The sequence below is a fragment of the Streptosporangium subroseum genome, from assembly GCF_900188345.1.
GTDB lineage: Bacteria > Actinomycetota > Actinomycetes > Streptosporangiales > Streptosporangiaceae > Streptosporangium > Streptosporangium subroseum.
The window spans coordinates 12,722-36,721 of record NZ_FZOD01000068.1; the positions used below are offsets into that span (position 1 = coordinate 12,722).

Annotated in this window: 27 protein-coding genes; 18 read left to right on the plus strand and 9 right to left on the minus strand. The window is 68.3% G+C overall.

Annotation, left to right across the window (positions count from 1 at the left end; genetic code table 11):
* Positions 1-4: 4 nt before the first annotated feature.
* Positions 5-3,895 (plus strand): FxSxx-COOH system tetratricopeptide repeat protein, encoded by a 3,891-nt coding sequence (gene fxsT, locus CHC08_RS39545; RefSeq protein WP_143653544.1) that lies wholly within the window; start codon positions 5-7, stop codon positions 3,893-3,895.
* A gap of 139 nt (positions 3,896-4,034) precedes the next feature.
* Here fxsT and CHC08_RS39550 read toward each other — a convergent pair whose 3' ends face one another.
* Positions 4,035-4,901, minus strand: a complete 867-nt coding sequence (locus tag CHC08_RS39550) for an alpha/beta fold hydrolase (protein WP_218825707.1) — start codon at positions 4,899-4,901, stop codon at positions 4,035-4,037.
* Positions 4,902-5,254: 353 nt separating this feature from the next.
* On the opposite strand from CHC08_RS39550, the gene CHC08_RS39555 reads away from it, so the two are divergent.
* Entirely contained in the window at positions 5,255-5,605 is a 351-nt protein-coding gene (locus CHC08_RS39555) for a DUF1801 domain-containing protein (RefSeq protein ID WP_179282480.1), read from the plus strand.
* A 49-nt stretch (positions 5,606-5,654) separates the two neighbouring features.
* Positions 5,655-6,197: a GNAT family N-acetyltransferase gene (locus CHC08_RS39560; protein ID WP_089212522.1), complete on the plus strand. Its 543-nt coding sequence runs from the start codon at positions 5,655-5,657 to the stop codon at positions 6,195-6,197.
* Positions 6,198-6,330: 133 nt separating this feature from the next.
* On the opposite strand, the gene CHC08_RS39565 is transcribed toward CHC08_RS39560, so the two are convergent.
* From CHC08_RS39565 to CHC08_RS50100, 3 genes are read right to left on the minus strand one after another with little or no spacing between them, the layout of a single operon-like run.
* Positions 6,331-6,813: a GNAT family N-acetyltransferase gene (locus tag CHC08_RS39565; protein WP_179282481.1), complete on the minus strand. Its 483-nt coding sequence runs from the start codon at positions 6,811-6,813 to the stop codon at positions 6,331-6,333.
* A 57-nt stretch (positions 6,814-6,870) separates the two neighbouring features.
* On the minus strand, positions 6,871-7,434 hold the full coding sequence (locus CHC08_RS39570) for a GNAT family N-acetyltransferase (RefSeq protein ID WP_089212524.1): 564 nt from the start codon (positions 7,432-7,434) through the stop codon (positions 6,871-6,873).
* 3 nt (positions 7,435-7,437) lie between these two features.
* Positions 7,438-7,692 carry a cell division protein SepF gene (locus CHC08_RS50100; protein WP_089212525.1) on the minus strand — a complete coding sequence of 85 codons (255 nt, stop codon included), beginning with the start codon at positions 7,690-7,692 and terminating at the stop codon, positions 7,438-7,440.
* Positions 7,693-7,801: 109 nt separating this feature from the next.
* Between CHC08_RS50100 and CHC08_RS39580 the strand changes: the two genes are divergently transcribed.
* From CHC08_RS39580 to CHC08_RS39605, 7 genes are all read left to right on the plus strand, one after another.
* Complete coding sequence (locus tag CHC08_RS39580; protein WP_245878847.1) at positions 7,802-8,275, plus strand: response regulator; 474 nt, start codon at positions 7,802-7,804, stop codon at positions 8,273-8,275.
* Positions 8,239-8,376, plus strand: a complete 138-nt coding sequence (locus CHC08_RS52035) for a response regulator transcription factor (protein ID WP_245878853.1) — start codon at positions 8,239-8,241, stop codon at positions 8,374-8,376. The genes CHC08_RS39580 and CHC08_RS52035 overlap by 37 nt, the downstream gene beginning before the upstream one ends.
* 403 nt (positions 8,377-8,779) lie before the next feature.
* Positions 8,780-9,472 carry a DUF998 domain-containing protein gene (locus tag CHC08_RS39585; RefSeq protein ID WP_089212526.1) on the plus strand — a complete coding sequence of 231 codons (693 nt, stop codon included), beginning with the start codon at positions 8,780-8,782 and terminating at the stop codon, positions 9,470-9,472.
* Between the two features lie 67 nt (positions 9,473-9,539).
* Positions 9,540-9,914: a YciI family protein gene (locus CHC08_RS39590; protein ID WP_089212527.1), complete on the plus strand. Its 375-nt coding sequence runs from the start codon at positions 9,540-9,542 to the stop codon at positions 9,912-9,914.
* Positions 9,915-10,066: 152 nt separating this feature from the next.
* Entirely contained in the window at positions 10,067-11,332 is a 1,266-nt protein-coding gene (locus CHC08_RS39595; RefSeq protein ID WP_089212528.1) for an RNA polymerase sigma factor, read from the plus strand.
* Between the two features lie 73 nt (positions 11,333-11,405).
* Complete coding sequence (locus tag CHC08_RS39600) at positions 11,406-12,350, plus strand: ribose-phosphate diphosphokinase (RefSeq protein ID WP_089212529.1); 945 nt, start codon at positions 11,406-11,408, stop codon at positions 12,348-12,350.
* A 144-nt stretch (positions 12,351-12,494) separates the two neighbouring features.
* A complete protein-coding gene (locus tag CHC08_RS39605; RefSeq protein ID WP_089212530.1) occupies positions 12,495-13,304 on the plus strand; it encodes an SAM-dependent methyltransferase in 810 nt (269 codons plus the stop codon).
* 182 nt (positions 13,305-13,486) lie between these two features.
* Here CHC08_RS39605 and CHC08_RS39610 read toward each other — a convergent pair whose 3' ends face one another.
* Positions 13,487-13,780 (minus strand): alpha/beta hydrolase family protein, encoded by a 294-nt coding sequence (locus tag CHC08_RS39610; RefSeq protein ID WP_179282482.1) that lies wholly within the window; start codon positions 13,778-13,780, stop codon positions 13,487-13,489.
* A gap of 73 nt (positions 13,781-13,853) precedes the next feature.
* On the opposite strand from CHC08_RS39610, the gene CHC08_RS39615 reads away from it, so the two are divergent.
* Together CHC08_RS39615 and CHC08_RS39620 are read left to right on the plus strand one after the other, a co-directional pair.
* Positions 13,854-14,141 (plus strand): winged helix-turn-helix transcriptional regulator, encoded by a 288-nt coding sequence (locus CHC08_RS39615; RefSeq protein ID WP_245878848.1) that lies wholly within the window; start codon positions 13,854-13,856, stop codon positions 14,139-14,141.
* Positions 14,142-14,614: 473 nt separating this feature from the next.
* Positions 14,615-15,469 carry a TIGR03619 family F420-dependent LLM class oxidoreductase gene (locus CHC08_RS39620; protein WP_245878849.1) on the plus strand — a complete coding sequence of 285 codons (855 nt, stop codon included), beginning with the start codon at positions 14,615-14,617 and terminating at the stop codon, positions 15,467-15,469.
* Positions 15,470-15,609: 140 nt separating this feature from the next.
* Here CHC08_RS39620 and CHC08_RS39625 read toward each other — a convergent pair whose 3' ends face one another.
* Positions 15,610-15,984: a hypothetical protein gene (locus CHC08_RS39625; RefSeq protein WP_089212532.1), complete on the minus strand. Its 375-nt coding sequence runs from the start codon at positions 15,982-15,984 to the stop codon at positions 15,610-15,612.
* Between the two features lie 298 nt (positions 15,985-16,282).
* Here CHC08_RS39625 and CHC08_RS39630 point away from each other — a divergent pair, with 298 nt between their 5' ends.
* Positions 16,283-17,854 carry an amidase family protein gene (locus tag CHC08_RS39630; protein WP_218825708.1) on the plus strand — a complete coding sequence of 524 codons (1,572 nt, stop codon included), beginning with the start codon at positions 16,283-16,285 and terminating at the stop codon, positions 17,852-17,854.
* A 178-nt stretch (positions 17,855-18,032) separates the two neighbouring features.
* Here the strand turns inward: CHC08_RS39630 and CHC08_RS39635 are convergent, their stop codons facing one another.
* From CHC08_RS39635 to CHC08_RS39645, 3 genes are all read right to left on the minus strand, one after another.
* A complete protein-coding gene (locus CHC08_RS39635; protein WP_089212533.1) occupies positions 18,033-18,920 on the minus strand; it encodes a hypothetical protein in 888 nt (295 codons plus the stop codon).
* Complete coding sequence (locus CHC08_RS39640; protein WP_089212534.1) at positions 18,917-19,468, minus strand: RNA polymerase sigma factor; 552 nt, start codon at positions 19,466-19,468, stop codon at positions 18,917-18,919. The genes CHC08_RS39635 and CHC08_RS39640 overlap by 4 nt, the downstream gene beginning before the upstream one ends.
* Positions 19,469-19,738: 270 nt before the next feature.
* Complete coding sequence (locus tag CHC08_RS39645; RefSeq protein ID WP_245878850.1) at positions 19,739-20,317, minus strand: TetR/AcrR family transcriptional regulator; 579 nt, start codon at positions 20,315-20,317, stop codon at positions 19,739-19,741.
* A 141-nt stretch (positions 20,318-20,458) separates the two neighbouring features.
* Here CHC08_RS39645 and CHC08_RS39650 point away from each other — a divergent pair, with 141 nt between their 5' ends.
* The 5 genes from CHC08_RS39650 (at position 20,459) to CHC08_RS39665 (ending at position 23,881) form a co-directional block, all read left to right on the plus strand.
* The gene (locus CHC08_RS39650; protein WP_089212535.1) at positions 20,459-21,403 is read left to right on the plus strand and encodes an oxidoreductase; all 945 of its coding nucleotides are present in this window, start codon (positions 20,459-20,461) and stop codon (positions 21,401-21,403) included.
* On the plus strand, positions 21,400-21,537 hold the full coding sequence (locus CHC08_RS50105; RefSeq protein WP_179282484.1) for a hypothetical protein: 138 nt from the start codon (positions 21,400-21,402) through the stop codon (positions 21,535-21,537). Before CHC08_RS39650 ends, CHC08_RS50105 begins: the two co-directional genes overlap by 4 nt.
* A 48-nt stretch (positions 21,538-21,585) precedes the next feature.
* Positions 21,586-21,870: a YiaA/YiaB family inner membrane protein gene (locus CHC08_RS39655; protein ID WP_089212536.1), complete on the plus strand. Its 285-nt coding sequence runs from the start codon at positions 21,586-21,588 to the stop codon at positions 21,868-21,870.
* Between the two features lie 90 nt (positions 21,871-21,960).
* Positions 21,961-22,749: an aminotransferase class IV family protein gene (locus CHC08_RS39660; RefSeq protein WP_218825709.1), complete on the plus strand. Its 789-nt coding sequence runs from the start codon at positions 21,961-21,963 to the stop codon at positions 22,747-22,749.
* A gap of 175 nt (positions 22,750-22,924) precedes the next feature.
* Entirely contained in the window at positions 22,925-23,881 is a 957-nt protein-coding gene (locus tag CHC08_RS39665) for a hypothetical protein (protein WP_089212537.1), read from the plus strand.
* Positions 23,882-24,000 lie beyond the last annotated feature (119 nt).

Consider the following 24,000-nt stretch of genomic DNA (forward strand, 5'->3'; position numbering starts at 1 on the left):
AACAATGAGCGAGGGCCGGATCGTCACCTTCTACAGCTACAAGGGCGGCACCGGGCGCACGATGGCGCTGGCCAACACGGCGTGGATCCTCGCGAGCAGCGGCCTCAGGGTGCTCGTCCTCGACTGGGACCTGGAGTCTCCCGGTCTGCACAAGTTCTTCCGGCCCTTTCTCGACAACGGGATGGTCGCCAACACGTCGGGAGTGATCGATCTGATCACCACCTACCAGTGGGCGGCCATGAAAAACGAGGCGCGGCCGCGCGACTGGCACCGTGAGTACGCCAGGGTCGAGCCGCACGCCGTCTCCCTCGACTTCGAGTTTCCCGGCGAGGGCACCCTCGACTTCGTCTCGGCCGGGCGGCAGAACCGCGACTACTCCTCCCTGGTCTCCAGCTTCGACTGGGACAACTTCTACGAGCGGCAGGGCGGCGGCCAGTTCTTCGACGCGCTGCGCGACGACATGAAGGCCTGCTACGACTACACGCTCATCGACAGCCGCACCGGGCTGAGCGACATCGCGGAGATCTGCACCGTGCAGATGCCGGACGTCCTCGTCGACTGCTTCACCCTCTCCGACCAGGGCATCGACGGCGCCTCCTCGGTGGCACGGCACATCGACGACCGTTACCGCGACCGCAACATCCGGATCCTGCCGGTCCCCATGCGCATCGACACGGGCGAGAAGGAGAAGTGCGACGCGGGCCGCAACCTCGCCAAGCGCAAGTTCGACCGGTTTCCCAAGGGGATGACGCCGGAGGAGGTCAACCACTACTGGGGCGCGGTGGAGGTTCCGTACACACCCTTCTACGCGTTCGAGGAGATCCTGGCGACGTTCGGGGACGAGCCGAACCGGCCGGGCTCCATACTGGCCGCGTTCGAACGGCTCACCGGGGCGGTCACCGAGGGCGCGGTGACGTCGTTCCCGCAGATGGAGGAGTCCGTACGGCTGCACCATCTGAAGGCGTTCGTCCGCCGCGACCCGACGTACCAGACCGACGTGTACGTCAGCTACGCCTCCGAGGACCGCATGTGGGCCGACTGGATGGCGGCCCTGCTCGACCGGTACGGCTACCGCGTCTCGCTGCGCGGCGTCGAGACCGAGCACGCCGCCGACTTCGCGGGGGACGCGCCGCGGACGATCGTCGTGCTGTCCAACGCGTACGTGCGATCACCCCGTGCCCTTGAGGTGTGGCAGCGGTTGACCGGCGCCGGATCCGCGAACCGCGTCGAGCTGATCCCCGTACGCGTCACGGAGTCGCGCTATCCCTCCCCGTTCGGCGACCGCGCCCTGCCGGACCTCACCAGGATCGGGGAGCACGCGGCCGCCGAGACCCTGTTGAAGGCCTTCGGCCGGACGGAGGACGGCGCCGCGCTCGACACGACCGCGCTCGGCGCGCGCTTCCCCGGCAGCGAGCCGACCGTGTGGAACGTCTCGGCCCGGAACGCGGCCTTCACCGGGCGCGGCGCCGTGCTGGACACGCTGCGCAGCCAGCTCGTCGGCGGCAACTCGGCCGTGGTGCTCCCCCAGGCGCTCTACGGTCTGGGCGGAGTCGGAAAGACCCAGGTCGCCCTGGAGTACGCACACCGGTTCCGCGCCGACTACGACCTCGTCTGGTGGATCTCCTCCGAGGACCGGGAGCGGATCAACTCGACCTTCGAGGAACTCGCCAGGCAGCTGCGCATCCCCGTCAGCGAGAACGTCGCGGAGGTCGTCACCGCGGTCCGCGAGGCACTGCGGCGCGGGGAACCCCACGGACGCTGGCTGCTGATCTTCGACAACGCCGGCGAGCCGGAGGAGCTGCGGGACTTCTTCCCCGGCGGCTCGTCGGGCCACGTCCTGATCACCTCACGCAACCAGGCGTGGTCGGCGGTGGCGGCGCCGCTGGAGGTCGACGTCTTCAGCCGGGACGAGAGCCTGGAGCACCTGAGCCGCCGCGTCCCCGGCCTCGCCGCGGAAGACGCGGTGCGCGTCGCCGACGCCCTGGGCAACCTGCCCCTCGCCGTCGAGCAGGCCGCCGCCTGGCTGGCGGAGACGGGCATGCCGGCCGGCACCTTCCTGGAGCAGCTGGAGACCGAGACGGCCCGTGTCCTGTCGCTCAGCCAGCCCGCCGACTACCCGCACCCGGTGGCGGTGACCTGGAACCTCTCCCTCGCCAAGCTCCAGGAGAGCTCGCCCGCCTCGGTCCGGCTGCTCCAGCTCTGCGCGTTCTTCGCCCCCGAGCCCATCTCGATGCAGCTCCTCTACAGCGACGAGATGGTCGAGGCGCTCCTGCCGTACGACGACACGCTGCGCGAGAAGCTCGTCCTCGGCCGGGTCATCCAGGAGATCGGCAGGTTCGCGCTGGCCAAGGTGGACCAGGGCAACAACACGATCCAGGTGCACCGATTGGTCCAGGCGGTCATCCGCAGCCAGATGAGCGAGGAGGAGCAGCAGCAGGTCTGCCACCAGGTGCACCGGATCCTCGTCGGCGCGAGGCCGCGTCAGGGCGACGTGGACGACCCGGAGAACTGGATCAGGTACGACCTCATCTGGCAGCACCTGCAGACCTGCCGGGCCACCGAGTGCACCGAGGAGGAGACCCGCCAGCTGCTCACCGATCGGGTGCGCTACCTGTGGAAGCGCGGTGACTTCGCCTCCGCGCGCTCCCTCGGCGACCGCCTCGCGGACTACTGGGAGCTGATCTTCGGCATCCATGACCGCCAGCGCCTGCACCTGCTGTTCAACATCGCGAACGTGACCCGTTCCCAGGGGGACTACGCGAAGGCCAAGGAGTTGGACGGGTGGGTGCTCGACCAGCAGCGGAGCGTGGTCGGTGAGAACCATCCCCACACCCTGCTCACCCGGGGCGGGCTCGGGGCCGACTTCCGCGCCGAGGGCGACTACGAGGGCGCGCTGGAGCTGGACAAGGTCACCTATGCCCGGTGGAAGACGCTGTTCGGCGAGGACCATCCGCGTACGCTCGCGGCGGCCAACAACCTGGCCGTGTGCTACCGGCTGGTCGGCGACGGCTTCAGCGCCCGCGAGCTCGACGAGGACACCCTGCAGCGGCGGACCCGCGTGCTCGGCGTCAATCACCCCTACACCCTGTTCTCCGCCGTCCAGCTCGCGCGCGACCTGCGCGAGGTGGGCCTCTACCGGGAGTCGGTCGAGCTTCTGCAGGGCAGCCTGCAGCACTACCGGGAGGCGCTGGGCGAGCGGTTCGTCGACACGCTCCGGGCGGCCAAGAGCCTCGCGGTCTCCCTGCGCCGGGCCGGCGACCAGGAGAAGGCGCTGGAGCTGGCCAAGGAGACGTACGACCGCTACCAGCAGCACTATCCCGGAACTCCGGACGCGCTGGCCGCGACCCTGGAGCTTGCCTGCTGCCTGTCCGCCCTGGACGACAAGGTGGGCGCCCGTAACCTCGCCGCCGAGATCGTGCGCACGTACCGGGCGGACCTCGGCGAGAACCACCCGGGAACGCTCATCGCGCTCAACAACCTGACGATCTACCTCCGGGGGACGGGCGCGCTGCGCGAGGCCCTCGCCCAGTCGAACATCGCCCTGAACGGACTGCGCCGGCAGCTCGGCGAGACCCACCCGTTCACCCTGTCCGCCGCGATCAACTACGCGAACTGCCTCGGTGACGACGGGAGCACCGCCCAGGCCGAGGAGCTCGAACGTCAGACCCTCGACGCGCTACGGGTCAAGCTGGGGTCCGAGCATCCGGACGCGCTCGCCTGCGAGGCCAACCTGTCGGTGACCCTGTGGACGTCCGGGCAGGCCGAGCCGGCGGAGCGGCAGCGCGAGCGGCTGCTGCCGGTGATGGCCCGGGTCATGGGCGAGACCCACCCGACCCTGGGCAACCTCAGGGATTGGCGCCGGATCAACCGGGACCTGGAACCTCAGCCCTTCTAGGTCCCCCCTCCGCAGCCCGACCCGGGCTGCGGAGCCGCTCCTCCAGGTCACGCCTCACCACGCCGGGCGGGACCTGGAAGCTCAGCCCTTCCGGATCACGCCTCCGCCACCCAGGCGAGCACGTCAGGCAGAACCTGGCTCACGTCTCCGCCACCCAGGCGAGCACGTCAGGCAGGACCTGCAGCGCTCCGAAGTGGGCCGCGCCCTTCTGGATGACCACGGTGGCGCCCGGAATGCGGCGGCCCATCCAGCGCGAGTGCTCGACGGGAGAGAACACGTCCGCGTCGCCGTGCCAGAGCAGCGTCGGCACGGTAATGTTCCGGGGATCGAAGCCCCACGGCGAGCAGAAGGCCAGGGCGTCGTCGACCCATCCGGCGGTCGAGCTGCGCAGCGCCTCGGCGAAGTTGTGCGCCAGCATCCTGCGGATGCCGTAGTCGGCCACCACGTTCCGGTCCGGCTCGGGCAGGTCGTCGTCGAGCGCGGGGACCAGGTCGGTCGGGTCGGCCCTGATCCGGGCGGCGGCGGGGGCCAGCAGCGCCGTGATCGGCCCGGAGCCGCTCGCCGCCGTCGTGTGCTCGATCACGTTCGACGCCGCCATGCCCCGGAACCAGTCCAGCCCCTCGGCCTCCGGCGGGGCGAGCGTGACCAGCGCCGCCGCCCTCGTCATACGGCCCGGCAGCAGTGCCGCGCAGGCGAGCGCGTGTGGCGCGCCACCCGACCGGCCGATCACCGCGAACGAGTCGAGCTCCAGGGCGTCGGCGACGGCCGCCACATCCTCCGCCACATCGGCCACGGTCCGGCCGAACCTGCGGTCGGACATCCCGTATCCCGGCCGGTCATAGGTGATCAGCCGGACCCCCAGCCGGTAGATGACCGATGCGCGCGGCAACGGGCCGACCCTGCTGCCCGGCGTTCCGTGCAGCAGGAAGACCGGCTTTCCCCCTGGTTCGCCCCTCTCGTCGACCGCGAGAACCCTTTCATTGTTAATCCGTACGAGCCTCGTCAAAATACCTCCCCGTGTCATTCCAGACCAATTTTCTCTTTATCGCGAGTTTTGTCCCATATCAATTTCATACAGAGACATCCGTGCCGCACCGGAGAACGGCACCGCCACCCACGGCGCCCCGGCATACGTCGATTCACCCTCTACGGGGAGCGGACCAAGACCTTCCCCATCCGAACGCCGGATGGAGGGACATATACGGCGTTGTCCCACGCATCTTGACGGCGCCCCCACCTTCAATGCTTTATGTACGGGCGCGGCTTCCACGGTGCCGGAAGGCGCCCGCGGAGGGCGCCCCACGCCGGGACCTGGACGTCGCGCGACAGGCCCGAACCAGGCAATTCAAAGGAGGGTCCATGAGCAGCGCAGACGTGGACGAATATGTGAAGACCAGGGTCATCCCGGAGCACCAGGACATCGTCAGGGTTCTCCGCGAGCTCATGGCGGAGTGCGCACCGGAGGCGGACGAGACGATCATCTACGGGTCCCCCGCCTGGAAGGGCAACAAGCCTCTGGCGATCATCAGCCCCAGCAAGACGCACATCACCTTCGCCTTCGAGCGGGGCGCCGAGTTCGAGGACGCCCACGGTCTGCTGGCGGGCGTGGGCAAGAAGACACGGCACGTCAAGATCAAAAAACTGGATTCCATGGACCGGGACGCCCTCCGCGACTACATAGCGCAGGCCGTGAAGCTGGACGGCGAATAGATCATCTGACCCGATTTGGGCATTTAGTCCCTTCTGCGAGGATTGCCCGATGACGACGTCCTTGATCCGCCCAAGATCCAGCGAGGATCTGTGCGCCTGTGTCGATGCTCTCGCCGCGGTGCACACGTCCGACGGTTACCCGGTGAACTGGCCCTCCGATCCCCAGGGATGGCTGACACCATTGGATCTTGTTCAGGCGTGGGTGGCGGTTGAGGGTTCCGACATCGTCGGCCACATAGGGCTCTCCTCCATTGACGTGGCAACATTTGAACCGCCCCTGGCCTTGGCCCTCGGCACGCCGATCGGTGTCGTCGGATCGATCACCCGGCTCTTTGTCGCCCCCCGGGGGCGAGGTCACGGGCACGCCACCCACCTGCTTGACGTGGTCCGCCGGGAGGCGAGCGACCTCGGACTGCCCCTCACGCTCAACGTGTCCGACGACGGCCACGCGGCCATCGCCCTGTACGAACGTGCCGGATGGCAACGTGTGGCGAGCGCTCGCGCCGACTGGCTGAACGCGGCGGGCGAGAACGCGCTGGTGCACTACTACGTGAGCCCCGATTCGACACAGAGGCTGAACCAGGGCGCGTAGACACCTTCAGGCCCGCGTACGTGAGCCCCGATTCGACGCGAAGGCCGGATCGGGGCGCGTAAAGCGCCTTCAGGCCCGCGATCCGACCGGCGAAGGCGCGTGCGTCACGCCGGAGCGCCGATGACTCCCCTGTTCACAGGGGCTGATCAAGCCGTCGCCAGGCCGGAGAGAAGCCCGATGCCTCGAAGAAGGCCACCGCCGTGGAGTTGAAGTCCCAGACCTCCGTCATGAAGCGGGTGCACCCGGCCTGCCGGCCTGTCTCGCGAACGGCGTTCAGCAGGGCGGTCCCGATTCCGCGGCGAGTCGCCTCGGGGGCCACGGCCAGATGGTCCAGAAGAATGAACGAGCCCGCGTGCGTGAGCGCGCTGCCGGTACGTTCGTTGACGGTCGCCATCGCATATCCCGCCGGTCGGCCATCAGGAAGCTCGGCGATGAGAACCCGGACGGATTCACGGCCGAGCAGGTCCCTGAACCCCGCGGTGAGCTCCTCGCTCGACGGATCTCCCTTGAAGAGGTCCGGCCGGTGCTCCGCGTGGATGTCCTGCACGAAGCGGTTCAGCTCGGCGAGCAGAGCGGCGTCGTCGAGGGTCGCCCGGCGAATCTGTGGGGGATGCACGGCATTGCTCCTCAGCATGGGGGCGTACGGAAACTCTGGATCTTGCACTGTGGGTTCTCAGGGACGCGCTTCCCAGTCGGCCCTGGTCAGCGCGTACTCGACCTCTCCGTGTTCGGAACCCTCGATGGCGTCCGGCCAGTCCTGATGGAAGGTGCGCACCAGCGTCAGGCCGCACTTCTCCATCACGCGCCGGGAACCGAGGTTGACGGCCATCGTCCCCGCGAACACGCGCTCCACCCCCAGCTCGGTGAAGCCCTTGCCGATCAGCGCGCGCGACCCCTCGGTGGCGTAACCCCTGCCCCAGGCGGACGCGCGCAGCCGGTAGCCGAGCTCGATCTCGCCGTCCTGCGGCTCGTCCAGCCGTGGCCGGAAGTGGAACCAGCCCAGGAACCGGCAGGTGGACTTCTCCTCCGCCGCCCAGAAACCGAATCCCTCGAACCGGCTGTAATAGCCGAGGAACGCCGGGAGGACCCTGCTCCGGATCTCGTCACGGGGAGTGGGCCTGCCTCCGTTGAGGAAACGCATGACCGCGGGGTCACCGTCGAGCTCGACCAGGTTGTCCTCATCGGCCTCGGTGAAGCGACGCAGCGTCAGGCGGTCGGTCTCCAGAAAGATCTTCATGCGTCACAATTTATCGACTTCATCGGCCTCCGGTCCGCGGCCGGCCATTCCGTGAGGCATCAGCAGGAACACCCGGGGAGCCAGGCGGTCCATATCCCCGCCCCTGCCGAACACCAGACCGGCGGCGAAGTCGACGAACTGCTTGGCCTCGCCGTCCGGCATCTCGGTGAGGTCCATCACCACGGGGACACCCGTACGGAAGTAGTGCCCGACGTAGAGCGCCTCGTTGTAGTTCTGAGGACAGAGTGTCTTGAACACCGCCCCAGTCTCCACACTTTGCGGCGGCAGTTCCACCTCATGGACGCGCTCAGCGCGTTGCTCCCCGGCTCCGGGCTCTCCTCGCGGGCGGATCCGAAGGCGGGCGGAGGTGACGGGGCTCCTCCCGCTCGGTGACGGGCACGCCGCCATCGCGGCCGTACGGGAGCACCGGCCCGATGTCCTCCTCCTCGACATCCGCATGCCGCGCATGAACGGCATCAAGGCGGCGGCGGTGGTGTGCGCGGAGACCGCGTGCCGGGTGCTCATGCTCACCACGTTCGACCAGGACGACTACGTCTACGACGCCCTGCACGCGGGGGCGAGTGGCTTCCTGCCGAAGGACGTGCGCCGCGCCGACCTCGTGCACGCCGTACAGGTGGTCGCCTCGGGGGAGTCACTGCTCGCGCCTTCGGTCACCCGGCGCCTGATCAGCGACATGGTGAGCAAGGGACCACGGCGGCAGCCCGCGCCCACCGGCCTGGACGTGCTCACCGTCCGCGAGAAAGAACCCTGGAACTGCTCGGCCGCGGGCTCTCCAACGCGGAGATCGCCGCGCGTCTTGTCGTCAGCGAGCACACCGTGAAGACCCACGTGAGCAACGTGCTGTCCAAGCTCGGCCTGCGCGACCGCGTCCAGGCCGTGATCCGTTCCTACGAGTCCGGCCTCATCCTTCCCGGAGAGTAGATCCCTCCCGCAACAGAGGGAGACTCGGCACCGCTCCAGGGCATGGGGCTCACCGCCTTCGCCGCCTGATCACCCACGCTCCGTGCACGAGCGATGACGGCCAGAGCACCTCCGGCTTCATCTCGCCGCCCGACGCGCCGCATGAGGTCGGAATCGCTACCGCTCTGATCGGCGGTCGTGGCGGCAGTGCGGGCTCGGTGCCGATCACGCCTCTCCGTCTCATCCCGGCACCGGAGACTCCAGGCCGTCGCCCGACCTCGGCGCTGAGCTGCGAGAACACACGCCCTAAAGAATCTTGAAAAAGATTCGGCCCTCTTGTCAAATCCGCCCGGTCTCGTTCGAAGCGTAGTCAGAGGGCCGGGAAGAACCGAGAATCGGCTCCGGACGCGTGAGGAGAAGGGCCATGACCCAGCAGACGACGAGGACCGCGAACCCGGCGACCTGCGACCCGCAGACGAACGTCACCAGGTCGCTCCTGGGCTACGGCGTCATCGCCGGACCGGTGTACATCGCGGTGTCCCTCGCCCAGGCGCTGACCCGGGACGGTTTCGACCTCGCCCGGCACCAGTGGAGCCTGCTCGCCAACGGCGACCTCGGCTGGATCCAGATCACCAACTTCATGGTCGCCGCACTGGCGACCATCGCCTGCGCGGCCGGCCTGCGCCGGGCCCTCGCCCCGGGGCGTGGCGCGACCTGGGCTCCCCTGCTCGTCGGCGTGTACGGAATGAGCCTGATCGGCGCGGGGATCTTCCGGGCGGACCCGGCGATGGGCTTCCCCGCGGGGACGCCGGAGGGCGCGGGAGCGATCAGCTGGCACGGGATGCTCCACTTCGCCTGCGGCGCAGTCGGTTTCCTCTGCCTGATCGCGGCCTGCTTCGTCATCAGCCGCCGGTTCACCGCGGAAGGCCGTACGGGATGGGCCGTCTCCTCCCGGGTCACCGGCGTGCTGTTCCTCGCGGCCTTCGCCGCCGTCGCGATCGGCGCGGGCGCCGTCTGGGCCAATCTGACCTTCGTCGCCGGAATCGTGATCGTCTGGACCTGGCTCTCGGGCCTGTCGCTTCACCTCTACCGGCGCGCCACGCCCCAGCCCTCCTAGACCCCCCGAAACACCGTCCGACCCATCCGACCGCACCGCCCGAAACCGAGATCAAGGGAGACCCACGATGCGATACATGATCATCCTCAAGGCCACCAGCCAGCCGGCCACCCCGCCGGCCACCGAGCTGATGGAGGCCATCGCCAAGCTCGGGGAGGAGGCCACCAGGGCCGGCGTCATGCTCGACAACGCCGGACTGGCCCCGAGCGCTCAGGGCGCGCGGGTCGAGCTCGTCGGAGGCAAGGTGAGCGTCACGGACGGCCCGTTCGCCGAGGCGAAGGAGCTCGTCAGCTACGCCCTCTACCAGGTCCGGTCGAAGGAGGAGGCCGTCGAGTGGACCTCCCGCTTCCTGAAGGTCCACCGCGATCACTGGGCGGGCTGGGAGGGCGAGGCCGACGTCCTCCGCGTCTTCGGCCCCGAGGACTTCGCCGCCCCCGAGTGATCCCACCGGCCGTGACCTGCGGCACGCCGCGGTAGCGCCCCCGGCCAGGGTCCCCTGTGGGACTCTGGCCGGGGGCGCCCGCTTTTCACCTCACCGGTCGCGCGTTCGGGCGCATGGCGGCAGGGGTGGGTGAGGTGCTTGGATCGGGGGTCATGACGATCAGCGATCCTCGTCGGGCGATAGAGGCGGTCTGGCGCATCGAATCGGCGCGGATCATCGCGGGGCTTGCCCGGATGGTGCACGATGTCGGCCTGGCCGAGGAGCTGGCACAGGATGCCCTGGTCATCGCGCTGGAGCAGTGGCCCACGTCGGGCGTGCCGGACAATCCCGGCGCATGGCTCATGCTCACGGCCAAGCACCGGGCGATCGACCTGCTGCGCCGCAGGACCCGGTACGAGCAGAAGCTCGAAGTGGTCGGCCGGGACATGGAGATCCGTCAGGAGTCGGCCGAAGCCGAGCTGGACGACGCCCTCGACGATCACATCGGCGACGACGTGCTGCGCCTGCTCTTCACGGCCTGCCATCCCGCGCTGTCCACCGAGGGGCGCCTGGCGCTCACCCTCCGCCTGCTCGGCGGCCTGACGACGGGGGAGATCGCACGGGCCTTCCTCGTGCCCGAGCCAACCGTCGGGCAGCGGATTCACCGGGCCAAGCGCACCCTCGCCGACAAACGGGTGCGGATCGAGATGCCGGCGCCGGCCGAGCTGGCCGACCGGCTCTCGTCGGTCCTGGAGGTCGTGTATCTCATCTTCAACGAGGGCTATTCGGCGACCGCCGGCGACGACTGGATGCGCCCCTCGCTCTGCGAGGAGGCGCTACGCCTGGGCCGGGTCCTGGCGGCTCTCATGCCGGAGGAGGCCGAGGTGCACGGTCTCGTCGCTCTGATGGAGATCCAGGCGTCGCGCATCCGCACGAGGACGGGCCCAGGCGGCGAGCCCGTCCTGCTCCTCGACCAGGACCGAAGGCTGTGGGACCGGCTGCTCATCCGCCGCGGGCTGGACGCGCTCGAACGCGTCGAGGCGCTCGGCACCTTCGGCCCGTACGGCCTGCAGGCCGCGATCGCCGCCTGCCACGCCCGCGCGCTGTCCGCCGAGGACACGGACTGGGAGCGGATGGCGGCCCTCTACCGGGTGCTCGCCCACGTCGCCCCCTCCCCCGTCGTGGAGCTGAACCGGGCGGTCGCGGTGGGCATGGCGTACGGCCCTGCGCGGGGCCTGGAGATCGTGGACGGGCTGGTGGAGGAGCGCGCGCTCAGGGACTATCCGCAGCTGCCCGCCGTACGAGGCGACCTTCTGGAGAAGCTGGGCCGTCTCGACGAGGCGCGCGAGGATTTCGAGCGGGCCGCCGCGCTCACCCGCAACGAGCGCGAGCGAACCCTCTTCCTCGCCCGCGCGACAGGCACCCCCCACCAGCGGTGAGGCCGGTACGGCCCCCTGTAGCATTCCGCTCGCCTGGCCGATCCGGAACCGGTCCACAAGCAAGGAGCGCCTCGTGCGAGACATCACCGTGTTCAGCGGTAGTGCCCACCCCGAACTGGCCGCCGAAATCTGCTCCTACCTCGAGACCCCGCTGCATCCGGTCCGGGTCAAGCGTTTCGCCAATGACTGTCTGGAAGTGCAGTTGCAGGCCAACTGCCGGGAACGGGACGTGTTTCTCATCCAGCCCCTTGTGCCCCCGGTCCAGGAGAACCTCGTCGAACTGCTCCTCATGCTGGACGCCGCCAGGGGAGCCTCCGCGGCCAGGACGACCGTGGTGATGCCGCACTACGCCTACGCCCGATCGGACAAGAAGGACGCCCCGCGGATCTCCATCGGGGGGCGCCTGGTCGCCGATCTCCTGGTGGCCGCCGGAGCCAGCCGGGTGCTGACCATGACGCTGCACTCACCCCAGGTGCACGGTTTTTTCAGCATTCCGGTCGACCACCTGCACGCCCGGCGTGAGCTGGCCGCCCACTTCCGTCAGTACGACCTTTCCAACACGGTCATCGTCTCCCCTGACCTGGGCAACGCCAAGGAGGCCGCGGCCTTCGCCCGCCTCCTGGGAGTCGACGTCGCCATGGGCGCCAAGCAGCGACTCAGCGACGACCGCGTCATCATCAGCTCGATCATCGGCGACGTCGCGGGCAAGGACGTCATCGTCCTGGACGACGAGATCGCCAAGGGCACGACGGTCGTCGAGCTGCTCGACCGTCTCCGCGAACGCAAGGTCAACTCGGTACGCGTCGCCTGCACCCATGGTCTCTTCACCGACGGAGCCATCGATCGCCTCGGTGACCAGCCCGATGTCGAGGAGATCGTCTGCACCAACACCGTGCCCTTCCCCAACCCCAAGCCCGGCTCCAAGCTCCGCATCCTGTCGATCGCCCCCGCGCTCGCCGAAGCCATGCGCCGCATCCATGACGGCGAATCGGTCAGCACCCTGTTCGACACCCCCTGACCCCACGCCGCGGGGCGACTCCGGCGGGTGAACGCCGGTGCCGGGACAAAAAGTGCATCTGCGTCGTTGTCCGGATATGGACTCTCCGGTTCACCCGGGCGGGCCATAATACGGGTCTGATTAATCCATTAAAGGACGGTATAAATGGAAACGGAACAGGCACCAGCGGGGATCGATCCGACCGTCCCCAGCGTTGCCCGCATCTATGACTACCTCCTTGGCGGCAAGGACAATTTCGCCTCCGACCGGGCGGCGGCCGAGAAGCTCATCGAGCTCACGCCGAACGTCAGGGAGGGCGTCCAGGCCAACCGGCGCTTCCTCAGCCGTGCCGTGAACCTGCTGGTGGAGACCGGGGTGCGCCAGTTCCTCGACATCGGCGCCGGCCTGCCCACTCAGGAGAACGTGCACCAGGTGGCGCTGCGCGCGGCCCCGGACTCCCGTGTCGTCTATGTCGACAACGACCCGATCGTGCTCACCCACGGCCGCGCCCTTCTCGCGGACAACGGGCAGACCATCGTCGTGGACGGCGACCTGAGGGAACCCGAGGCCATCCTCGACGACCCGCGGATCCGCGAGCACATCGACTTCGATCAGCCGGTGGGCCTGCTCCTGCTCGCGGTGCTGCACTTCATTCCCAGCGACGACGTCGCCGAGAAAGTCACCGCGGCCCTGCGGAACCGGCTGGCTCCCGGCAGCGGCATAGTGATCAGCCACCTCTCCTTCGGCGATCTCGACGAGGACAAGCTGCGCGAGGGCCGCGAGCTCTACACCCGTACGTCCGCGGGCTCCGCGACGCCTCGCCCACGGGCACAGATCCTGCGCTTCTTCGACGGATTCGAGCTCGTGGAGCCCGGCCTGGTGTCCACCGAGGACTGGCGTCCGGAGTCGGACCTGCCCGGTCTTCCCCAGCTTCCCGGCGTCAACGGATACAGCGGAGTGGGTCTGCTCCGTTAGCAGGCGGGTGCGGTGTGGAGGGGAGGGGAGGCGGGCGTAGGTCGCCGTGCCGGAGCGTCCAACGTCCGCACGGCGGGAGCCCTACGCCCGCGTCTCGCCGGCCGAGCCGCCCGTACCCGGATCGATGCCCTGCCCGGATCGATGCCCTGCCCGGTTCGCCGGGGATCGGGCCCCTCCTCTCGTCAGCCGGCAAAAAGGGCATCTTTGCTCCCCCACAGGCGGCGCAGGAAGGCGGTGGCGGCCTCGACGGCCCGGGTGACGTGGGGTTCCACGTCGTACAGATCGATGTGCCGGTCGCAGTCCAGCCAGACGATCTCCTTGTCACCGCCGGTGTTCTCATGCAACTCCGCGGCGATCTCCGGTGAGCAGTAGGCGTCGACCTTGCCGTGGACGACCAGCAGGGGAGTGTCGGCGAGCAGCGGCGCGGCGCCGAGCGCGTCGAAGGTCATCAGCGAGTGGAGAGATCCCCTCGTCACCCTGCTCTCCCAGTGCGGTGAGGTGGATCGGGCCGTGCCGTAGTAGGCGTACGGCTCATCGCCGATCCCAGAGGTGCTGGAGGAGAGCTGCGCGACCCGGCAGGCCCTGGAGCGGTTCGCGGCGAAGTGGCGGGTGCTTGTGATCTATGCGCTTCTGGCCGGTCCTCAGCGGCACGCCGAGCTGCGCCGCCGGTTACCCGGCATCACCCAGAAGGTCCTGACCGAGACGCTGCGGGGGATGGAGTCCGACGCGCTGGTCGAGCGGCGCGTCCTGAAGGAGACCGCGCCACAGCACGTCGAGTATTCGCTGACCGCCCTGGGAAAGACGCTGCAGGAGCCGCTGGCCGCGATCTGTGAATAGGCTGCGGCACACGCCGACTCCCACGAGCCGGCCCGGCGACCTTCGCACTGAGACCGTTCCCGGGTCGAGATCTCCGTGTTCCCGTTCCGGCGCGCGGTGGGGCTGGGCCCCGTGACAGGCGGACCATCCGGCCCGGCGATCTCCGCAGGTCGAGTCACGGTTGCGGAGCCGGAAGGTCGAGTCACGGCCTTGGAGCGGAAAGACCGAAGGATCCTCGCCGATACTCCCGTAATGCCGCGAAGAGTCCGTTCACATGGCCGTAAGCACCGTTTAAGCTCGGTTCCCAGGGGTTCTGAGCGATTCCGAGTGGCGCTCCGCGAGCAGGCCGCGCGGCTGCCGGAACGTGGAAGCCGGGAATCCCGGTTTGACCGGTCGATCACATCAAAACCGCCATGTGACCCATTTGCATATGACGAAATACAGTGACAGATAGCTCAAATGATTTATAAATGGAGCATTCAGTGCAAATAGGTGTGAACGTCCCAAACTTCGGCCCGGGTACCGACCCTGCCACTCTGGAGCGGTGGGCGCGGGTCGTCGAGGGACTCGGCTTTGATCTGCTCATGGTGTCCGACCACGTGACGGTGACCCCCGACGTCGCCGAGCAGTATCCGCCGCCGTTCTACGAGCCGTTCACCACGCTCGCGTGGCTGGCGGGCATCACGAAGCGGATCCGGATCGGCACCACGGTCCTGATCATGCCGTACCGGCATCCGCTGCTGACCGTCCAGATGGCGACGACCCTCCACCGGCTCAGCGGGGGGAGATTTGTCCTCGGCGTCGGCGTGGGATGGGCGCGACAGGAGTTCGAGGCCCTGGGGTTGCCGTTCAACCGGCGCGGCGCGATGACCGACGACTACCTCGCGGCGGTGCGCACCCACTGGAACCAGGACGTCGCCGAGCATCACGGGCCGTTCGCCGACTTCACCGGCGTTCACACGGCGCCACGGCCGGACGGACTGCCGATCTGGGTCGGTGGCAACAGCGACGCGGCCATGCGCCGTGCGATCCGGTACGGCGACGCCTGGCATCCCATCAGCTTCACCATGCCCTGGTTCCGGGAGGCACTGGTCCGCCTGCGGGCCGAAGGGCAGGTCGCCCTCGCCCCGCGGATAAAGCTGCGTCTCACCGACACGCCTCTCGCCGACGAGGACCGGCGAGCGGGCGAGGGCACGCTCGATCAGGTCAGCGCCGACCTGGAGGAGCTGCGGGAGTTCGGCGCCGGGACCGTTCTCCTGGACCCGTTCGGCGGCGACCCCGAGGAGACCCGCCACCCGGAGCGTCACTGGAGCGCGCTGGCCGCCGTCATCGCTCAGCTGAAGAAGTAGGACCGCCGGACGCCGACGGTATCGGTCGGATCCCTGCCGGCCGTCGTCCGGTCTCGGAGGTGCCCGAGCTCGCGATGTGCTCGGGCACGACCACCCGGTCCGTCGTGCCGGGATCGGCCGTCAGACCGCCATCGGTACCGTCATCGGTAACGGAAGCCGTCGAGGAAGCGACGGAAGACGCCGCCCACCCGAGGCAGGGGCGGGGCCGGTGGCGGGGCCACCGAACGTTGCCGGGCGATGGGCTTGTCGTAGTCGGTCCGCACGATGGCATCGAGGACCTGCTGCTCGTCGAAGTCCTCTGACCCCTCGATCACGGGTACAAAACCAACCAGCATGCCGTTCCGCATCACCTGAGCTTCGAGGCCCGCCGTACCGTCGGTGTCCCAATCGGCCTCACGCCCGTCGGGCAGTGACACGCGTATCCCGAACTGATATACGCCGACCCTCGCCAGGTGGGCGTTCACGCCACGTTCGCGCAGTGCGTCAACAATCCGTCGTGCCCGGTTCTCTTCCACCCCTCCCAAGATAGCTCGGCGGGGTCGCGTCCGCTTTCACGATCTTGGCTGGTCCCCGCCGAGCCCGTTGGCTCCGGCCGTCGAGCCATGGGAGCCGTTCACCCCGGACCGGCGATGGATCAACGCATCCGAAATGTAGGTATAACGCGTGCATTGCACCCTTCCTGTTTGATCATCCCTGTGTGATCATCGGTTTCTCGGGCTGTCCAGCCGAGATGGGACCCCCCTAAGGACGTACGCCTCAATGAATCGTTCTGGTTTCCGATCTGGATTACGCCGTCTGCCCTCCCGTACCAGCGTGTATGTCACGTCGTTCGCCACCGTCGTGGCTCTGGGAACGGTGGCACTCATCTCGCCGTCCCAAGCCGCGTCCAACAAGCCCTCGTTCTCCATCAACCTGGAAACGGCGACGGTGGCGCAGCTGCAGCAGGCCCTGAGCGCGAAGAAAATCACGTCTGAGTGGCTCGTCAACGCCTATATCGAACGCATCCGAGCACTCAACACCCACGGCCCCGGCCTGAACGCCGTCCGGGTGCTCAACGACGACGCTCTGGAAGAGGCCAAGCAGGCCGACAGGGACCGCAGCAGGGGCAGGGTACGCGGCCCGATGCACGGTATCCCCGTGCTGGTGAAGGACAACACCGACATCAGGCAGCTGCCGACGACCGCGGGCGCGCAGGCACTGGCCAACTCCTATCCCAAGGACGACGCCTTCCTCGTCAAGCGACTGCGGGCGGCGGGGGCGGTCATCCTCGGCAAGACCAACCTGACCGAGTTCGCGAACTTCACCACCGCGGGGATGCCGTCCGGATACAGCGGGCTCGGAGGACAGGTCCTCAACCCCTACGACGTCAGCCAGACCCCGAGCGGATCGAGTTCGGGCTCCGGCGTGGCGGCGGCCTCCTCGCTCGCGGCGGTGACCATCGGCACCGAGACCTCCGGGTCGATCCTCAGCCCGTCGGTGGCCAACTCGCTCGTCGGCGTGAAGCCGACCGTCGGACTGGTCAGCCGGACCGGGATCATCCCGATCGCCGCGAGCCAGGACACGGCCGGACCGATGGCCCGTTCCGTGTACGACGCGGCGGCACTGCTGACCGCGATCACCGGCATCGACCCCGAGGACCCGGCGACCGCGACCAGCAAGGACGTCGTCGGCACCGACTACACGGCGGCGCTGTCGAAGGACGCGCTCAAGAACGTGCGGATCGGCGTCGTCGGCACGCCGACGGGGAACCAGGGCACCGCCTTCACCAAGGCCGTCGACGTGCTGCGCGCCCAGGGCGCCACGGTCGCCCCGGCGACCGTGGACACGGGCGGGCTGCCCGCGAGCATCCTCAACTACGAGTTCAAGCGCGACCTGAACGCCTACTTCGCCCGGCTTCCCGCCCGCGCTCCCATGAAGACGCTGGACGACGTCGTGCGCTTCAACCTCGCCCACGTCGGCGAGGGGTCGATCAAGTTCGGCCAGACCCTGCTGGAGACCTCGAACAACATCAACCTGGACGACCCCGCGACCAAGGCCGCCTACGAGGCCGACCGTGACAACGGCATCTCCGGCGCCCGCCAGCGCATCGACTCGGCCCTGCAGTCCGGCGACTTCGACGCGCTCGTGTTCGTCGGCCCCGGCTCGGCGGGCATCGGCGCGCGGGCGCAGTACCCCTCGGTCGCCGTACCCATCGGGTACGACCCGGCCAACGGGCGCCCGTTCGGCATGACCTTCCTCGGAACGGCCTACACCGAGGCCAAGCTCCTCGCCTACGCCTATGCCTACGAGCAGGCCTCGCACGAGTGGCGCCCGCCGTCGGTGATCAACCCGTCCCTGTTCCGGTGCGCCCAGCCGGGCAAGCAGCCCCGAGACTGCGCGCCCTGACCCCCTGATCCCGTCTCGCGCCCGCCTTCGAGTGGACGCGAGGCGGGATTCATCATCTCCGGCTGAACGCGAGGGCCGCTGCGCAACCGGGTGGGCGCCTCGGCAGCCGCCCACCGCATCCTGGTGGCTCCACGGCCTGCCGGCGAGCAGGCCGCAGAGCCGCACGGGAGGTTCGTGGCTAGTCCTTGACGACGTCGTCGCGCGGGCCGCCGTAGACCGGATTCTTGTCGTAGCGTCTGTCGGTGACGATCAGGCGGACCACGCCGAGCTGCGCCTCTTCCGCCTCCCAGACCACCCAGTCGTCGCCGACGGGAGTGCTCTGCTTGTTCGGGTCCACCCCGTAGCCCTGGCCGTTGGAGTTGGGGTCGATGATCTGGTAAACGACCTTCAGCCCGCGTTTCTCGATCTCCGGCAGGACCTCGCCCACGGTCTTCTCGTCCACCCGGTACCCATCGAGCGAGCGGCCCTTGGCCGTGGCCATGGGGTGGTCTTCGTAGGCCTCCCCCGGCTTGGCCGGGCGGCCCACCTTGAGGTGCTGCCCGGCCGAGTCGATGGGGAAGGACAGCAGCAAGGTGCAGTCCGGACTCGTGAGCGCGCAGCCTGCGGGCTCCTGGTCGACCGAGAAGTTCGAGGTGCCCATGCGCTCTGTGGGGACGGACCCGCCCCCGAAGATCTGACCCACCCACCGAGGGGAAGAGGGCAAGAGCTCGAGCTTCACGTCGACACCGACGGCGCGGAAGGCCTCTTCGAACTCCGCCGGGTTGGCGAACGGGTCCTTGATCCGCCCTTTCCACTGGCCGCCCTCCTGCCAGACCTCGATGGCCGAGTTGGCGTAGGAGGTGGCGGTGCCCCGGCCGTTGACAATGCTCGGGCCGATCACGGCCACGGCCGCGAGCACCGCGGTGACCGCGGCGGCCAGCACGAAACGCTTGACCGGCCGCCGCCGCGGCTCGGGAACGGGCTCCTCGGCGACGATGGCTGCCAGCAGCGCCCGCGCCCCCGCGCCGGACGCCTGGCCGGCGAGGTCCTTGTCGTTTACCCTGGCGATCTGCTGCAACTCGTTCATGCGGACTCCATCGCAAAGTGGTGAGCGATCACTCCGGCACTGGTCAGGGCTTGGGAGAAGCGCTTGCGCGCACGGTGCAGCCTGATGCGCACCGCGTTGCGGGACACCCCCATGACCATGGCGATCTGCGCGTGATCGAGGCCCTCCCAGGCGACCAGTGACAGCAGCTCACGGTCGTCGTCCCTCAGCTCGCGGAAGGTCCTGGCGATCGTGCCCAGTTCGACGGTGCTCTCGGGAGTGCGGGAGTAGAGGTCGGCGATGTCGACGTCCAGCTCGGCGACACTCGACTCGCCGCTCCTCCGCTGCCTGCGCGCCTGGCCACGGCGGTGGTTGGCGAGGGTCTTGCGGGCCACACCGTACAGCCACAGCCGCGCCTCCTCACCATGTGGGAGAGCGTCAATCCGCCGCCAGGCGGTCGCGTAGGTCTCTGCTACGACGTCCGCCGCGTCCTCTGAGCTCGGGCAGCGGCGCACGACGTATCCGAGGATCTGTTCGTAGGTCTCGGCGTAGACCGCCTCGAACCTCAACGTTTGCGCTTGGGTGCTCACATCTGGTCCATGTCCGGAGGGACACCCGCATTTCAGGTTTTATCAGGAAATTGGGCGCCGATCCGTGCACGGGCTCGAACATCGACGGAATTCGGATTGGCTGCGGGGTGATGCCGATGCCGCCGGCGACCGCTGCCATGATGCCGTTTGACGTGGTCGCGAAGGTCTTGTCGCTGACCTCCCACGGCTTCAGCCGCGCCACCTGCCCACCCTCTCGCCGTCGCCACAGCGAGAGGTCAAAGCACAGCAGAGATCATTCTGCTGGGACCTCTAAGCGGGACGGAAGCCCTGGCAGACGATCGCGATCATGCGGTTCCGCGCCTCGACATCCATGGCGTCACGCTCCCTGACCAGACAGCCCATCATGAGGGCCTTCACATCCGCCACGTCGAGGTCGGCTCGCACCGCCCCCGCTCGCTGGGCACGGACAAGCAGCTCGCGCATCACGCCCATCACGTCGTATCCAGCACGCAGAGCGGCGGCGTCCATGTCGAACCCGATGCCGGCGAACCCCTCGGCCAGCCCACGGTTCGTGGCCCCCGCCTCCACCAGCATGGCGAACAGCTCGAAGAACGCGGCACCGGGATCCTGGGCCGTCGTGAGCTCGCGGGCCCGGTCCACGATGCGCTCGACGCGATCGAGGACGATCGCCTCGAACAGCGACTCCTTGGTCGGGAAGTGCCGGCTGACGGTGCCCGTGCCCACTCCGGCCCGGCGGGCGATCTCGTGAACCGGCACGGACAGGCCTTCCGTGGCGAAGATCTCGACCGCCACCTCCAGCACCCGCGCCCGGTTACGCCTGGCGTCCGCACGCAGAGGCCGGGCGGATCCGCCGTCGCTGTCGCTCACCGCCCACTTCCCTCGAATCAGGACAGGACTCCGATTCTAAGCCTCTAGACAACCGGGACGGTCATTCCGTATCGTCAAAGCGGGATAGCCATTCCGATTATTTGATGACGAACGGAGCGCGTGATGAGGCAGCGAACACGTATGACGGAACGATGGACGGCCGACAAGATCGGCGATCTACGCGGCCGTACGGCAGTGATCACCGGTGCCAACACCGGCATCGGTTTCGAGACCGCCAAGGTGCTCGCCGAGCGAGGTGCCACCGTCGTGCTGGCGTGCCGCGACACGGCCAAGGCCGAGGCCGCGGCGGTGCGGATCGGCGGTGCGGTCACGACGCTGAGACTCGACCTGGCCTCCCTGACCTCCGTACGGCAGGCCGCCGACGACCTCCGCACCCGCCATCCCCGTCTCGACCTGCTCATCAACAACGCGGGAATCATGATCCCGCCCTACGGCCGTACGGAGGACGGTTTCGAGCTGCAGTTCGGCGTCAACCACCTCGGACATTTCGCGCTCACCGGGCTGCTGCTGGACCTGTTGCTGGAGGTTCCCGGCTCACGGATCGTGACGGTGAGCAGCAACGGCCACAAGCGAGGCGACCTCCACGTCGACGACCTGATGTGGGAGCGCAGGAAGTATCGCCGCATGGCCGCGTATGCCCAGTCCAAGCTGGCCAACCTGCTGTTCACCTACGAACTGCAGCGGCGCCTGGCCGCCACCGGCGCGCGGACCATCGCGGTGGCGGCGCATCCGGGGGGCTCACGGACCGACCTGATGCGCCACAGCCCCCTGCACAACCGGCTGGGGACGAACCGCCTCCTGGCTCCCGTCGTCTCGAAGCTCGTCCAGGACGCACGGCTGAGCGCCCTGACGACGCTACGCGCCGCGATCGACCCGTCCGCTCGCGGCGGTGATTACTACGGCCCCGACGGATGGGGCGAATGGACCGGTTTTCCCGTCCACGTCGAGTCCACCGCCCGCTCCCACGACCTCGATCTCCAGCGTTGGCTGTGGACGGAATCCGAACGGCTGACCCGAGTCACCTACCCGATCTCCGAGCAGACCCCCGCCAAGGAACAGGCATGAGGTCCCCGTCTCCGACCGTTCTCGACGGCACCGGCTCTCGACAGCACCGGCCAGATGCGCGCCGCACCGACCGCAGGCTTTCCGGGCCGGGGTTCCCCAACCGCGCCGACCTGTTCGTACTCACCAGTAACTAAGTAGTCGCGCTCATGCTCCCAGGGCGAACTGTCTCGACGATGGGATGCATGACACAACAGGTGAAAACCACGACAACGACCGCGTTCTACGTGCAGGCCGTCATCTCGTTCGGACTGTCCCTGACGGCTCTCGCCGTCGGCATCACCTATCTGCCGGTGACCACGTGGGTCCGATCCTTCATGGGCCTCGGACTGCTCTACGTGGTGACGTCGACGTTCACACTCGCCAAGTGCGTCCGGGACCGGAACGAGGAGGCCACCGTCGTCAGCCGAGTCGACCAGGCCAGACTGGACAAACTGCTGGCCGAGCACGACCCCTTCAGAAATGACTGACCCGTCAAGCCCGCACGAGACCCGATCCCCGTCAGGCATCCGCCGGACGCACGCTGAGCATTGTCCATATCGCTGGCTATCGTGAGAATCGTGAGCAATCCAGCGATCTTGCGAATTGAGTTTGACGGTCGTCCCGCCTCAGCCGAGCAGCTGCGCCTCCCCGCACTCGTCAACTACGGCCACTTCACCGCCATGCAGGTCAGGAGCGGGAAGGTACGCGGTCTGGAGCTGCATCTGCAAAGGCTGGACGCGTCCACCCGGGAACTGTTCGATGCCGAGCTTGACCACGACCGCGTCCGCGACCACATCCGGCACGCTCTCGGCGACGACATCGGCGACGCGTCCGTGCGGGTCTACGTCTTCGGGCCGGACACGGCTGACGCGGTCTCCATCATGGTCACCGTACGCGGACCGGCCACCATGCCGAGCGCTCCTCACCGTCTCAAAGCCGTCCCCTACCAGCGCCCCGTCCCTCACATCAAGCACATCGGCGGCTTCGGGCAGATCTACTACGGGCGTCTGGCCGAACGCGACGGTTTCGACCAGGCGCTGCTGACCGGCCCCGGCGGGGTCATAGCCGAGGGCGCGATCACCAACATCGGATTCTTCGACGGAACCACGGTCACCTGGCCCGAGGCACCCGCCCTGCAGGGAATCACCCTGCAACTGCTTGAGCCGAGGTTGGACGGTGCCGGCCTGCCGTCACGGCGGAGCACGGTGTGTCTTGCCGATCTGCCCTCCTTCGAAGCGGTCTTCATCACCAACTCCCAGGGGATCGCCCCCGTCGGACGAATCGACGACCTGACCTTCCCCGTAGGTGTGGACCTCATGAAAACGCTGGCCCAGGTCTACGAGACCGTTCCCTGGGACACGATCTGACCGTCGAACCTCATCGGTCGGCAGCGCCGCGGGCTCCGGTCGGAACCGACGTCCTGCCGATCATGAGTGCTCCGGGCTCGCCCATCGCGCGACAGCGGAGACGGGCGGCGTGGGATGCCGTACGCGCGGAAAGTCGTTTGCGGAACCGCTGAGTGCGCTGATACCTGTTACAGGCATGACCGACGCCACCCCGTCTTCCCGGGAAAACAACGACGACACCGCGCTGGGCCGGATCCTGCGGCAGGCGGGTGATGCGGCGGTCCTCGACACGCTGGCCCGGCTCTCGGGAGCGGATCTGACCACGCTGCTGCTGGAGACCATGCGTGTCCGCGCGCGTGCTCTCACACCGGCGGACGTGTTTCGCCGCCACCACAGTGATCGTTTCGCCTCGCCCTCGGCGCTCCCGTTCGCCCGGTTGCGCCAGGTCGAGGACGCCCTGCTGTCCGCCATGCCCGCGGAGTTCGAGATGGTCACACTGTCGCCGGTCGTGCCCCTGGGGACGCACTCGGTGCTCGCGACGGTCGATCAGAACAAGGTCGTCTCGACGATCCGGGGCAGCGAGGTGGCAGCCGACCCGACAAACGCCCTCGCGTTGGAGGCGGCCCTGCGACGACAGCGACTGTCGCAGGGTGATCCGCGCTCGGCCGACTGCGTACGGCTCGGCGCGATCCAGCGCGTAGTACGTGCCCAGTGGTTTGGCCAAGCATCCATGAGCCCCCACTTCACCCTGATGGGCCTGGTGTCGGCCGGCCGCGACACGGGCAACCTCGCGTTCGAGCGGCAGCACGCCATCGAGCACCTGAGCCTCACCGCCGACCTCGTGGGCACCGCCGGCGGCCAGGGCACAGAGATCCGGCTGACCATGCTTGAAGAACGCTTCGCGCCGGTGGTCGAAGAGATCGAGAAGGCACTCTCGGGACGGTCCGACGTCCTGGTGGTAAAGGATCCGGACCGCGAAAGCGGTCGCGGCTACTACACCGGCCTGTGTTTCAAGGTGTACGCGACCGTCGCCCACGAGTGGAGGGAGATCGGCGACGGCGGCTTCGTCGGCTGGACGCAGAAGCTGCTCGGCAACCGCAAGGAGCGACTGCTGATCAGTGGCATCGGCGTCGAACGGCTCATCGGCGAATGAAGTACGGGTTCGTACCCGGGGCAGGTACGGCCGTTCTCTTTTCCCCGTACGCAGGATGGGACGAACTCCCCCAGGTACACTGTAATTCCTCGCCGTCCCGGGCTGCCAAACCTGCATAC

Coding starts and splice junctions, on each gene's coding strand:
- CHC08_RS39585 (WP_089212526.1), top strand. CDS start 8,780: ATGACCCAGCAGACGACGAGGACCGCGAACCCGGCGACCTGCGACCCG.
- CHC08_RS39605 (WP_089212530.1), top strand. CDS start 12,495: ATGGAAACGGAACAGGCACCAGCGGGGATCGATCCGACCGTCCCCAGC.
- CHC08_RS39590 (WP_089212527.1), top strand. CDS start 9,540: ATGCGATACATGATCATCCTCAAGGCCACCAGCCAGCCGGCCACCCCG.
- CHC08_RS39665 (WP_089212537.1), top strand. CDS start 22,925: ATGACCGACGCCACCCCGTCTTCCCGGGAAAACAACGACGACACCGCG.
- CHC08_RS39650 (WP_089212535.1), top strand. CDS start 20,459: ATGACGGAACGATGGACGGCCGACAAGATCGGCGATCTACGCGGCCGT.
- CHC08_RS39570 (WP_089212524.1), bottom strand. CDS start 7,434: ATGAAGATCTTTCTGGAGACCGACCGCCTGACGCTGCGTCGCTTCACC.
- fxsT (WP_143653544.1), top strand. CDS start 5: ATGAGCGAGGGCCGGATCGTCACCTTCTACAGCTACAAGGGCGGCACC.
- CHC08_RS50105 (WP_179282484.1), top strand. CDS start 21,400: ATGAGGTCCCCGTCTCCGACCGTTCTCGACGGCACCGGCTCTCGACAG.
- CHC08_RS39635 (WP_089212533.1), bottom strand. CDS start 18,920: ATGAACGAGTTGCAGCAGATCGCCAGGGTAAACGACAAGGACCTCGCC.
- CHC08_RS39655 (WP_089212536.1), top strand. CDS start 21,586: ATGACACAACAGGTGAAAACCACGACAACGACCGCGTTCTACGTGCAG.
- CHC08_RS39560 (WP_089212522.1), top strand. CDS start 5,655: ATGACGACGTCCTTGATCCGCCCAAGATCCAGCGAGGATCTGTGCGCC.
- CHC08_RS39555 (WP_179282480.1), top strand. CDS start 5,255: ATGAGCAGCGCAGACGTGGACGAATATGTGAAGACCAGGGTCATCCCG.
- CHC08_RS39595 (WP_089212528.1), top strand. CDS start 10,067: ATGACGATCAGCGATCCTCGTCGGGCGATAGAGGCGGTCTGGCGCATC.